Origin of the sequence: Nostoc sp. CALU 1950 (assembly GCF_051172895.1) — a bacterium.
Taxonomy (GTDB): Bacteria; Cyanobacteriota; Cyanobacteriia; order Cyanobacteriales; family Nostocaceae; genus Nostoc; species Nostoc edaphicum_A.
The window spans coordinates 1-12975 of sequence record NZ_JBDNJQ010000209.1 but is presented as its reverse complement, the minus strand read 5'-3'; the positions used below and the strand labels follow the sequence as shown (position 1 = coordinate 12975).

The following is a 12975-nucleotide window of genomic DNA, read 5'->3' as shown; positions in this document are numbered from 1 at the left end:
AAGCTACTGGAGGCGGAGCCTCTCTGACTGGTTCCCAGCCTGGAGGCTGGGAACCCATTCTGGGAGGCTCCGCCTCCGGTAGCTTGAATTGAGGCAGAGCCTCTTTTCAATACATTCCCAGCCTAGAAGCTAGGAACGAGATGAAAGAGTCATTAGTCATTTGTTATTGGTCATTGGTCATTAGTCATTTGTCATTGGTCATTGGTTATTAGTAGCCGCGTCTATCTATCTCCATGACCAGAGTTTTTTTACTAAAACATTGATTCTGTTAGTTGAGTGCCTCCAGCTTTCTCCACTAATCGAGAGTGAATCACTGCAAATAAGATAACCAGCGGCACTGAGGCAAAGTGAACGATTCGCAATGCTTGCCAACTGCCAAACAAATCCACTATCCAGGGAAACTGAGCAGGTTTATACATTCCTATTCCTGTAAATAACGCCAGCAGCAAAATAGGAATAATTGCTGTATATGCAATCCGATGCCAAGCATAAATTAAACGCTTAGAATTTTGAGTTTTTTGTAATGCTTTGAAGTCATTAGCACCGACAAACCGATGTCGCCAACGCCGGGTAATTAAAATGTAAATTCCATACCACAAGAGATTTAGGGAGAATAGCCACATTGCTGCAAAATGCCAGTGTCTACCTCCTGCAAGCCAACCTCCTAAAGTAAATATCGGAGGAATGTGCAAACCTGCACGTCCACCAAAAACAGGGTTGGCGTTGTAAATTTGTAGTCCACTGGTGAGCATGATAAACAGACTAATGATGTTACACCAGTGGAAAATTTTGGCTCCTATTGCTTGAGTGGGTGGCTTTCGAGTTTGAGAGGGAACGGTGGAAGTCATAGATTTTGACTGAAAAAATTTGCTGCTTATCTATCCTAAAAATTGGGTATGGGGCAATGGGAATTGGGCATAGCTAAGAGAGACTTTAATTATTTGTTGTGTCTAACCGGACACAAGTATCAGTCTTGGATAAATACCTCTGCAAATTCGAGGGTGGTATTGCTCACCCTTATTTTCCCATTTTATGATTCAGTATTCTGGTAAAGATATTCACTGCTGTTGTATTTAACTGTCAATTTAAGTGTGACTAACGTCGTTTACCGATTGCTGTTACAGTAGTCTACTCGTAACAACAGGATAAATTGCATTTCATCACTTCCTCGCTCAAAGGATTGCTGATGCTTGAATCCCAATTTCTGCCACACCCGTATCGCACGCTTGTTGAATGCTGCGATTGTCACCCGAAAAGCTTTTGGCTGAAATAAACTGTCTGCAAATTCCAATACGGCATTGGCATACTCAGCGCCTTTTCCTCGTCCGGTCAAGTCAGGGCGAATCCCCATACCAATATCCAACGCCTGCTCATGGTAATCACCACCAGTGACCTGTCCATCTTGTCCAAAAGAACAGTAAGCTACCAACTCGCCATTCTCATCCAGAATACTGTAAAAGGTGTTCTGGGGGTGCAGAATATGTTGTAGTAGATTAGCTTCTGGCTCTGAGTAGTTATATAAATCATAGAGCGGCTCGTATCGCCAACTTAGGATAGCGTGTGCATTACTCTCATTTATGAGGTTAAAGATGAACATTACTTACTCTGATGTTTGTACTACCCTAACCCTAACTTTGAGATGCGCTCAGTATAACTCAGCGAGACGAATCCCAAATAGAAGAATGACATTATCTTTTAAGTTATTCAATGGTATTGAGGCTAATAAAAATATTTCTTTCCAATATATATAAGAGATTGATAAGAAGTAACTAAAAAATCTATCTTTGGAAAGATGTCCTTTGGATCTTTTGATTCCAAAAGAGTATCTAAAGTAATGTATACATCAATAATTAAATATATTAACTACATTTAATGATATAAATTTCTTGTATAACATTTGCAGCAATGTTTGCAATAAGAAAAAACAACAATAAATAATGAAATACAATGCCTAGACTCATAGGAAAACGCTCTAATACTGGAGCAAATATAACTGTTTTAATCATCCTTGCTGCCATATTTGGGGTATTGCTCGAATACTTTGGCATGATTGATATCGTTCCCGGTTTTGGTAGAGAGGGACGATATTTTCAGCTTAAAGGTCAAGCAACTAACGAACAAGTGATTGAACAAGAAAATCAATATAGGAGGGATAGATAAATGCGTAAAGGTAGTGATCTTATAGATAAAGTTGTCGTCACCTACGACACAGGCGAGAAAGTTGTCCGAATTATAGATTTAATTTTTGATCAAAAACGCAATCAACTTTTGGGTTTTCTCGTTGCAGAAAAAGGACTGTTTCGAGATGCAAAAGTGATTCCTCTGGAAGAAGTGCAAGCGATTGGGTTAGATGCGATTGTAGTTAACTCGAAAAAATCTGTTGTTAAAGCACATCGTGTCCCTGCAATTAAAGAGATTCTGCACCAAAATATTGTGTTGAGAAAAAAGAGAATTCTGACTACTGAGGGACTTGACCTCGGTGGATTGGTCGATTTGTTCTTCGATGAGCATAGTGGACTGGTGGAAGGATACGAAGTTTCTGGTGGTGTATTTGCCGATGCTTACTCGGGGCGATCGTTCGTTCCTGCTCGTGAAGCCCTGAAAATTGGTTATGATGTTGCCTTTGTACCTCCAGAAACCTCTCAAATGATGGAAGAACAGGTGGGTGGTATCCGAGGAGTTGTTCAGGCAACTGGAGATAGATTACAGGAATCGGCTGAGACTACTAATAGCAGACTGCAAACAGCAGCTCAAACCGTGAATCAGCAGCTGCAAAGCTCGGTAGAGAGTGTGAACCGTGGGCTACAGGAAGCGAGCCAGAATGTAGGTGAACAATTACAAGCTGCAACTGATGCTACTAGTAGCAAACTGCAAGACCTCAATCGAGATGTAACTGCTTCCCTAACAAACAATTTGGTTGATCCTGCCGAGCAAAAGGTATATGTGATTGGCAAGCATGTTGAGCGGGATGTGCTGACTCCAGACGGGAATGTACTGCTACTACAGGGGCAGGAAGTGACGCTAGTCGATGCAGAAGCGGCCGATCGCATGGGTATCCTTGATGAACTCTATCGAGCTACGGGTGGCAGCCTGACTGTCAATATCAGTCGCAATTTGCAAGCAGCAACAGAATCTACTAACAATCGAATTGGGAGCCTGACTCACAGTAGCGCCGCTAATCTGCGTCACTCGGTTGATTCGCTAGTAGGACATGTGGCGATCCAGCAGGCAAGAGGGCGTAGAGTCGTACAAACAGTGCGTGCCAACGATGGCTTAATTATTGCGGCATCTGGGCAGATTGTGACGGAATCCCTTCTGGATCGGGCCCAAACTTACGGTAAAGAAGCAGAATTGCTGAACGCTGTCGGTCTTACTCTGGCAACCGCAGTCGGTTCTACCGCAAGTGACAGATGGTTGGAAAACAAAGTTCAACTGCGCGACGGGGCAAGTATTGCTCAAGAGAATCTCAACACTTTTTGGCAAGCCTTGAAAGCGAAGGCAGAAAACTTACAAGGACGCGGCACACGGGCAATGAAGAAGCAACGGATTGAACAAGCTCTGGGTCGTCCAGTTACCCGTGTCATTCTTGACCCAGAAGACAACGTGATTCTGAATGTAGGTGAATTGATTACACATCGCGCTGTTAGTCAAGCTGAAGAAAGTGGAGTTCTGAATATCTTACTGAGTTCGGTCTATACCAAGGAGCCACAAATCTCTGATCAGGAGTTACGTGCTTCAGAATATGGAATGGCAGCCTTGGCGCATCATGGTAATGGGGTAAAATGAACAACCGATGCTGTTGGCAACGCTCGTGTTTATGGATTTCTTAAATATTACCTAAAAGCTGGCGTGTTTTCTCATAGCGGCATAGTGTCTTGCTGTTGTATTCATTTCAATGACCAACTCTGTACCTTGACCTAATTGAGAATTACACTTCAGTTTACCTTGATGTTTTTCAACTATAATTTGCCGACTAATTGATAGCCCTAGCCCTTGACCTTTACCTACTGGTTTTGTTGTAAAAAATGGTTCAAATATATGTCTTTGAATATGGGGAAGTATGCCTTTGCCATTGTCAAAAATGCGAATTATAACTTTGTGTTTTTTTCCTAGTCGTTTATCATTTACCCAAGGCTCATTACTATTGACCAATGATAAATGACTGCTAACAATTTCTGTATTAATCAAAATTTTGGGAGTAAAAGAATAATCATGTTTCATCCTCTCTTCTAAGGCATCAATAGCATTAGTTAAGATATTCATAAATACCTGATTTAGCTCACCAGGGTAACATTCGATTAAGGGTAATTCACCAAAGGTTTTAATTACTTCAATCCCGGCTCTATCAGGTTTTTCTTTCAGACGATGCTGCAAAATTCTCAGAACACTATCAATTCCTTTATGTAGGTCAACCTTTTTCATTTGACCTTCATCGGAGCTTGAAAAATTCTGCAAGGCGAAAACAATTTCTTTGACGCGCTCAGAGCCGGCTCGCATTGACCACAACAATTTTAAAAAGTCTGTTTTCACAAAACTAAGGTCGAGGCGTTGCAGATGTAAGGCAATGACTGGGCTGGGTGTGGGATAGTGATGTTGGTAAAGTTCTATGATTCTGATTAAGTCTTCAGCGTATTGACTGGCGGGATGGAGATTGCCGTAGATGAAGCTAACCGGGTTGTTAATTTCGTTAGCCATATCCGCCACCAGTTGACCGAGATTAGCCATTTTCTGGTTTTGCAATAACTGCTTTTGGGTATATTTGAGTTCATCAAGGGTAGTTTCTAGCTGCTGTGATTTTTCCCTAATTTGGTCTTCGGTAGATTGGCGTTGGGCAATTTCTCTTTGGAGTTGTTCAAATTGTTGGTATTGTTGAGTAGCGTAGGCGCAGCCCGTCGTAGACATCGCTTTATCCTGAGTAATATCCTTGTGCGTCCCCGCCATCCGCACTGGTTTCCCGAATTTATCCCACTGAAATACTTTGCCACAAGTCAGAATCCACTTCCACTCCCCGGATTTGGTCAACATTCTGAATTCGACTTCAAACACTGGTGTGCATCCTTGGAGATAATCGTGCAATACCTGGCGAATTCTGGGTAAATCTTGTGGATGTATAAGTTGCTCAAAGGATTTATAATCGTTGTCGATTTCGTCTACTTCATATCCCAGAATGTGCTTCCACTGAGGATCATAATAGGTTTTGTCAGTTATGAGATTCCAATCCCACAACCCCAAGCCACTGGCGATTAATGCCATTTGTAAGGCGGCTTGTGAGTATTGACAAGCATCTAAATTTTCTTGAGATAAGTCTTCTGGTTCTGGCAAACTTGGGGAATCTTGTACTGAAAATGGAACTTCCGGTTCATGGGTAGTGGGTTCTTCGATATGCATAGCTGCTGGTACGATGAGGAAGATATCCTGTAGCTCTCTCTCTACGCTGTCTTAGCACCCTGACGATCCAGTTATGGACAAATCGTCTACTTGGTTTTATTGGGCTGTAACTTAGGTTCAGAGATATATCAGCCCATATCATCAACTGGGATGGAATTTAGAAAAAGGTAAACAGACGAATGTAACCTGTGTTGCGATCGCAATGGCAATTTTTTAGAAAAAAAATAGCTACATTGTGTGCATCTACATTCTAAGATATGTCGAAAAAAAGTAGTTCAAATCACATAAAATTACCTAAAAACTCGGAAATTTTGGTAAAAAAAATTCTATGATTAAGTCACGTCAAATTTTTGAGGATACAAAAAATTGCCAAGGTTTATCTGTAGCTTTTTTGACCAAGACTGGCTGCTATCTATACAAAGCAGGGTAGATTGAGTTGCAAAGTTTAATGGTGTGAGAAAACGTCATGCTGAATTAGAGTTAATGAGTAATGACTATAGATGAAATAGTATTGCTACTAAAAGCCAGTCAAGCAACCAGTTTAACGACACTCCAAGAGTTGATATTGCGTTCTTCGTGGGAAGGAAAAACCTATGCCAATATAGCCTGTGAAGCTGACTACGGCGAAGAACGTGTCAAGAAAATTGCTGCTCATTTATGGCAATTATTAAGCTCTTTATGCAAAGAACCGATAAATAAGTCCAATTTCCGCCAGACTCTAGAAAATCATCGTCTTAGCAAAGCACATCAGCAGTTAGTTAAAGAATTCAACCGAGCAGCTACGGCGATATCCTTAGAATTTCCTAGTGGGCCAGTATCCCTTAATTCCAGATTTTACATCTCTCGCCCGCCAATTGAAGAACTTGCTTACGCAGAAATAGTTGAACCGGGGAGTGTCATTTGCATCAAAGCACCCAAGAAGATGGGGAAAAGCTCTCTGATTCTCCGGTTACTTGCACGCGCTAAGAAACAAGGCTTTCACACCGTAACTTTGGACTTTCAGCAAGCAGATAAAGCAGTTTTTGCCAGTTTGGATAAATTTTTGCGCTGGTTATGTGCCAACGTCAGTCGGGAGTTACAGCTAGAACCAAAACTCAATGATTATTGGCATGAAGATATGGGTAGCAAAGTCAGCTGCTCTATCTATTTCCAACAATATTTATTGCCTGCGCTCTCAAGTCCCCTTGTTTTGGTATTAAATGAAGTGGATTGGGTGTTTGAGTATCAGGAAATTGCTGAAGAATTGCTACCATTAGTGCGATCGTGGCATGAACAAGCCAAAAGGGTAGAAATTTGGCAAAAGCTGCGTCTGGTTTTGGTTTATTCAACGGAAATTCTGATTCCTATAAAACTGACTCAATCGCCGTTTAATATTGGTTTAACAATTAATTTACCTCCCTTTACCAAAGAGCAGGTGCAGGATTTAGCCCAACGTCACGGCTTGGATTGGACAGATGGTAAAGATGCCGACAGTTTGATGGCAATGGTGGGAGGAAATCCTTATTTAGTTCGATTGGCACTGTATCACTTTGTGGGTAAAGGTGGATTACAACGGGATTTAGGACAGTTATTGCAACAAGCAACCACAGAAGCCGGAATTTATCACGATTATTTAAAGCAGTATGTGTTAGCACTACGAGATGAGCCAGAATTGGGAAATGCTTTTTATGAAGTGATTAATACTACAAGTTATGTGAAATTAGAGCCAGCATTGGCATATAAATTACAGAGTATAGGGTTAATTAATTTAGAAGGCGATGTCTACGACGGGCTACGCCTACGCAGTACTCCTGCGTGTGAATTATATCGTTTATATTTCCGACAATATCTGAAAAAAAGTGAGCATTTCAACAATAGTCATGTTGAACGGTTGAAACAAGAAAATCAACAGTTGCTTGTCCTCTCTAGCTTAGATGAACTAACTCAATTAGTTAATCGCCGCTACTTTCAAACCTACCTACAAATTGAGTGGCAAAGATCCGCTCGTCAAAGCACTCCCATATCACTGATTTTGTGCGATATTGACTATTTTAAAATTTATAATAAAACTTACGGTAATTCGGCAGGAGATGAGTGTTTACGGCAAATCGCTAATACTATCTGTAACTGCATCAAGCACTCACCAAATAATAGCAGTTTTTCATACAGTAAGAGCATGATTTCTTCTACTGCTAGTGCTTTTGTGATTTCCCAGAGAGGAGATTTTAGAGAAGAAAGCAGTAGAGTGTTAGTGGCTCGTTACGGTGGTGAAGAATTCGCCATTCTTGCTCAAGTAGAGATTACTGTTGCAATGGACATTGCCGAACATATTCGAGATCAAGTAAAAGCTTTAGGGATTAACTGTGAGTATCCTAGCATTGGTGGTTTACCTGCTGCTGTTTTAACTGTGAGTTTAGGGGTGGCTAGTGTTATTCCGGCAATAGAAACTGAGCCTGCTACTTTGGTTAATGCTGCCGAGGAAGCACTCTATAAAGCAAAAAGAAAAGGACGCGATCGCGTTGTAGTTTAATGAAAGCAACGGGAAACTGCATCCTCTTATGGGTGGAGAAGGATAGTCGCCTCGTCGCTTGAGGCATTAGGTATTGGTAATACCAATTCAATTAATGATTGCAACACATCTTTGGGTGAAGACGCGATAAATCGCGTCTCCTGCCCTCTACCTCTCGTGATAATTAACTTTCTTTAATCACTGCTTGATAGCGACCTAAAGCTATTAAAGGAAAGTATTGTTGATACAGATGATACTTGAGATAAAAATGGCAAGGAAAGCCTGTGCCTGTAAAGTCCGCCTCAAACCAAGTACCATCAGGCTTTTGAGTTGCCACCAGGTAGCTAATTCCCCGTTCAATCACCTCAAGAGCTAATTTCCCAGTAGCTTCACCTGCTGCTATCAACCCTATTATTGCCCAAGCAGTTTGAGATGCAGTACTATTTCCTTTACCTTTGAGACTGGGATCATCATAGCTGCGGCAAGTCTCGCCCCAACCACCATCTAGGTTTTGACATCCAACTAACCAAGCTGCTCCCCGTTCTATACTGAGTTTATGCCTTTGAGGATCAATTAAGGCTAAGGCTGACAAAACGCCACTTGTACCGTAGATATAATTTACGCCCCAACGACCAAACCAACAGCCTTCAGTTTCTTGTTCGCGCAGAAGATAAGTTAGCGATCGCTCTAAACTATCACTATCAATTGACAAATCACAAGCACCAAGCATTTCTAGTACTCTAGCCGTAACATCTGCGGTGTTTGGATCAATCATGGCTTTCAAGTCGCCATAAGGAATAGAGTTGAGCCAATCTTGATCGTTATCTAAATCAAAAGCAGCCCAGCCGCCTGGTTTACATTGCATAGATGCAATCCAGTTTAAGGCCCGAGCGATCGCAGCTTGCTTGATTTTTTCATTGGGGAGTTTCGCTAAATGTAGCGCCATCACCACTACAGCTGAGTCGTCTACATCGGGATAAAAGCGATTGTCAAACTCAAAAGCCCAAGCCCCTGGTTTTCCCTGGCGATTTTTTACAGCCCAATCACCATAATCCAAAATTTGTTTTTGTAATAACCATTCTCCAGCCTGAACCACAGCCGGATGATCTGGTGCAAAGCCAGATTCCACCAACGCACGCATCACCCAAGCTGTATCCCAAACTGGTGAAACACAAGGCTGTACCCGGTAGCTATCTTCTGTTTCAATAGCAAAGTTATCAATTGCTTGCAAACCTCGTTCTACAATCGGATCGCTTCGGTCATAATTCAGACACCGCAAAGCTAGCATTGAATTCAGCATCGCCGGTATAATGCCGCCCCAGTCGCCTGTAGCTTCTTGGCGCTCTAAAATCCATTTTTCGGCGGCTTTGATGCCTTCTTCACGAAAGGGTACTAAATTCAGGCTTTCTGCCAACTTGAATCCCTGATCAAGGGTGAGGAATAAATCTGTCCAGTCGCCACTTTGGGGTAATTCCCACCGGACTCGATCAACACCTTCAGCGTATAGTTCATCTAGGTTGATAGTTGGATCGGTGATAAAAACAGGTTTGCGATCGCAAACAATCAGTAATGGTACTGTACTGGAACGTGCCCAGCTAGACATTTCGTAGATATTGACAGGAAAAGCTTTTGGCAACAGCATTATCCAAGGTGGTAGCGAGGGAATACCGCGCCAGTTGTAGCAGCCAATCAAGGCTAGATGTAACTTGGTAAAAATCCGAGTTTTACTGATACCACCGCGTTGGAGAATAAAGGCTTGCGCTTGAACCATCGCCGGATCGGTTGCTGGTACACCCAATAGTTTCAGTGCCATGTAGGCTTCAACTGAGGTGCTAAGTTCTCCGCCATCACCGTAGTAAAGTTCCCAGCCGCCATGCTCTCGTTGCTCTTGACGCAGATATGCTTCAACTTTGTGTAAAGGTCTGGTTTGGTCTGTTCCCCAAATCTTATGGAGGAGGACGGCTTCAGCAGTGATGGTGACATTAGATTCTAACTCTGCCCACCAGTAACCTGCCGAATTTTGAATCGAAAGCAGATATTCTTGGCTAGCTGCGATCGCATCTGCGACTTGATTGACTTTTACCCTGTCTTGTGTTTGCATCAAATACTATTTAACCTCAACACCCAACACTAGTTTTGAATACGGCAATCCGATAAAAAATTTTTCCTATATTCAGTAGACATAGTATTCTGTCTGAGTCGCTGAAAATTTGCAATAGGTCATGGATGTAATTGTATTAGGATTGATGCTCTTATCCTTGACAATTTGGTTAGGATTACTGTGTTTTTGGGGACAGTTTTGGCGGACAGACCAGCAATTAGAGGTTACAGAAACTCAGCTACAATCTTTACCTGTGGTTTGTGCCGTCGTTCCGGCGCGTAACGAAGCTGAATTGATACCAACTAGTTTGCGATCGCTTCTTCTCCAAGATTATCCTGGTTCTTTCAACGTTTTTTTGGTAGACGATCGCAGCACAGACCGGACAGCAAATTTTGCCGAAGGGGTGGCACACGCTGTAGGTAAACCCCAGCAATTGCATATTATCACTGGTGAATCACTGCCTCCTGGTTGGTCGGGTAAACTTTGGGCAGTTGAACAAGGTATAAAGAGCGCTAGTAAATTTGCACCTGACTATTTTTTGCTGACCGATGCAGATATCGAACATGATCCTGGGAATCTTCGCCGACTGGTTGCTAAAGCTGTCCAAGAAGATTTAGACCTGGTTTCTGTAATGGTGCGACTTAGGTGTGAAAGCTTTTGGGAGAAACTTTTGATTCCAGCTTTCGTGTTTTTCTTCCAAAAACTCTATCCCTTCCGCTGGGTGAATAATCCCAACAATCCCACAGCCGCCGCCGCCGGAGGATCTATTCTGATCGCCCGTGAAGCTTTAGAGCGAATCGGTGGTATTCAAGTGATTCGCCAAGCTTTAATTGACGATTGCGCCCTAGCTCAGGCTGTTAAGAAGAAGGAAAATACCCCATTTCCAATGCCCACTAAAGGGCGGATCTGGCTAGGATTGAGTAGCTTGACTCGGAGTCTGCGTCCCTATGACTCGCTGGCGACGATTTGGGATATGGTTGCTCGTACTGCCTATACCCAACTGAATTATTCTCCATTACTACTATTGGGAACTTTAGTAGGAATGCCTCTAATTTATCTAGTTCCACCTGTGTGTGTAATTCTGGGTGCAGTTTGGAGCAATTGGGCGATCGCACTTACAGGTTTATTTGGATGGCTATTAATGGCGTTGGCTTACTACCCAACGATCCGCTTTTATAAATGTTCTCCCTGGTTAGCTTTTAGTTTACCTGCGATCGCTTTTCTCTATACCCTGATGACTCTAGACTCAGCACTACGTCACTGGCAAGGGCGCGGCGGCGCTTGGAAAGGAAGAGTTTACCCCAGTTCGGATAATTTTTGACATCCTCACCGCCGTGTTCGCCCTTGGCGTTCCCGTTCGCGCAGCGTCTCCGTCCGGAGAAGGGTACGCACGGGAAAGAAGGAGTAATGAGTAATAAGTAACAAGTAATGAGTAAATACCCATTTTTCATCCACTCATTACTCATTACTCATTACTTTAAAGCCGTGCTGGAAACACGGGGTTTTAAACCCATTTTTCTGATAATTTGGGATAATGTTAAAGATCAGCCGAGAGTGCTTGATTCAAAGAATTATGACAACCGCAACATCAACAGATAATCCTGTTATTGTCCCCAAAAAGCTGCCTTTTCTGGAGTCAATTTGTACTTAAGAGGACTTTTCAAACAACCTCTTAGAGTAAACTCAAGCATGTCAAATAATCCTCAAGCCCTTAATGGAAGACACGAACTAAATAAGGAAGTAAACCAAGTAGAACAGGTTTTATGGGTAGGAATTGGCTGTAAACGGGGAACTTCATGGCAGTTGATTGATCGGGCGGTTGAGGAAATCTTTCGAGAAAATCAACTTTTTCCAAGTGCGATCGCAGGGATTGCTACCATCGACACCAAAGCCTCGGAAGTTGGCTTAGTAGAATTTTGCCATCTACGCAATTTGCCCCTAAAAACCTTTTCTGCGGAAATCCTTGGCTCTGTCTGTGTCCCCAACCCTGCCACAATTACCAACCTCAAAGTAGGTACACCTAGCGTAGCAGAGGCAGCTGCTATTCTTGCAGCCGCTCAACTCACATCGTTGACTATTTTTCCTTTCACAAGGATAGAGAAATTGTCGGTGAGATTCTTAGTTCCTAAACGAATTTTTCAGCAACAAGGGCAACCAGGAGCGGTAACACTAGCTGTTGCCCAAGCTTTAAATATTAGTATTACAGAATCTCACTAATTTTCTAGGTAACAACTCTCAAAAAATAGTTAATTATGCTAGAAACAATTGCTAGCACAATTGAACCTAATAAAGCAGGTAAAAAGCCCTGAATTTCAAAACCAGTACCAGGAGTTAGGGCACTTGCCAGCCAAAGAGTTAAGGCGTTGATCACTAATGTAAATAAACCAAAGGTGAGTAAGGTAATCGGAAACGTCAAAATCCGCAAAATTGGTCTAATAAATGCATTAACCAGACCAATAATAAGGGCAGCGACCAAGGCAGTCACAAAATTCTTGATAAGGAATCCCGGAACGATATTAGCAGTAAGAAATAACGCCACCGCAGTACCGAGCCAAGTTAATAAAAAGTGTTGCATAAGTCTTTTTAGAGGAATTAGCAGTAAGTTTAATTAATTTCACTATTGCCAGTTGTGATCCATAACACTATCAGGTGTCGCTGTACTTGGCTCCTAAAGTTGCCATCATCTTTTGTTAGCCTGAAAGCAATGTAATTTTTCAGTGTTGGCAAGAGAGATACTTCTAATCAGTGTATCTTTATCGTATTGCAGGATGTACCGCAGTGAATTCATAAAAAATGGTGTGAATCGTAAAACCCCTACAGAGGTTTCTCTAAACCGAGAAACCTTTGTAATTAGGGATTTCCAAAAAATAAATTATCCAGTTTTGTCCGATGGGCATATTGCCCGTATCTTTAGTTACTGATGAGTGAGATGCTAATACGGTTCCAATACTACTCGGTTAAGCATTTTGAACCCAAAGTTTGGTTTTGGGAAAGGGTT

General features: G+C 42.2%; 10 protein-coding genes. 5 read left to right on the top strand and 5 right to left on the bottom strand.

Translation table 11 applies throughout. The features are described from left to right. Positions 1 to 251 precede the first annotated feature (251 nt). Complete coding sequence (locus ABF638_RS33815) at positions 252 to 848, bottom strand: cytochrome b/b6 domain-containing protein (protein ID WP_435027180.1); 597 nt, start codon at positions 846 to 848, stop codon at positions 252 to 254. 257 nt (positions 849 to 1105) lie between these two features. Further along, complete coding sequence (locus ABF638_RS33810; protein ID WP_435027178.1) at positions 1106 to 1597, bottom strand: GNAT family N-acetyltransferase; 492 nt, start codon at positions 1595 to 1597, stop codon at positions 1106 to 1108. 350 nt (positions 1598 to 1947) lie between these two features. Between ABF638_RS33810 and ABF638_RS33805 the strand changes: the two genes are divergently transcribed. Then, positions 1948 to 2160 (top strand): hypothetical protein, encoded by a 213-nt coding sequence (locus ABF638_RS33805; RefSeq protein ID WP_435027177.1) that lies wholly within the window; start codon positions 1948 to 1950, stop codon positions 2158 to 2160. After that, complete coding sequence (locus tag ABF638_RS33800; protein ID WP_435027176.1) at positions 2161 to 3786, top strand: PRC-barrel domain-containing protein; 1626 nt, start codon at positions 2161 to 2163, stop codon at positions 3784 to 3786. Between the two features lie 51 nt (positions 3787 to 3837). On the opposite strand, the gene ABF638_RS33795 is transcribed toward ABF638_RS33800, so the two are convergent. Next, positions 3838 to 5388: a PAS domain-containing protein gene (locus ABF638_RS33795; RefSeq protein ID WP_435027175.1), complete on the bottom strand. Its 1551-nt coding sequence runs from the start codon at positions 5386 to 5388 to the stop codon at positions 3838 to 3840. A gap of 490 nt (positions 5389 to 5878) precedes the next feature. On the opposite strand from ABF638_RS33795, the gene ABF638_RS33790 reads away from it, so the two are divergent. Further along, positions 5879 to 7897 (top strand): AAA-like domain-containing protein, encoded by a 2019-nt coding sequence (locus ABF638_RS33790; protein WP_435027174.1) that lies wholly within the window; start codon positions 5879 to 5881, stop codon positions 7895 to 7897. Between the two features lie 163 nt (positions 7898 to 8060). Here ABF638_RS33790 and shc read toward each other — a convergent pair whose 3' ends face one another. Beyond that, positions 8061 to 9977 carry a squalene--hopene cyclase gene (gene shc, locus ABF638_RS33785; protein WP_435027173.1) on the bottom strand — a complete coding sequence of 639 codons (1917 nt, stop codon included), beginning with the start codon at positions 9975 to 9977 and terminating at the stop codon, positions 8061 to 8063. A 121-nt stretch (positions 9978 to 10098) separates the two neighbouring features. On the opposite strand from shc, the gene ABF638_RS33780 reads away from it, so the two are divergent. After that, positions 10099 to 11298, top strand: coding sequence for a glycosyltransferase (locus ABF638_RS33780; protein WP_435027172.1), 1200 nt, complete (start codon positions 10099 to 10101; stop codon positions 11296 to 11298). A gap of 368 nt (positions 11299 to 11666) precedes the next feature. Beyond that, entirely contained in the window at positions 11667 to 12194 is a 528-nt protein-coding gene (locus tag ABF638_RS33775) for a cobalamin biosynthesis protein (RefSeq protein WP_435027171.1), read from the top strand. A gap of 4 nt (positions 12195 to 12198) precedes the next feature. On the opposite strand, the gene ABF638_RS33770 is transcribed toward ABF638_RS33775, so the two are convergent. Continuing rightward, entirely contained in the window at positions 12199 to 12552 is a 354-nt protein-coding gene (locus ABF638_RS33770; protein ID WP_069070006.1) for a phage holin family protein, read from the bottom strand. Between the last annotated feature and the right edge of the window lie 423 nt (positions 12553 to 12975).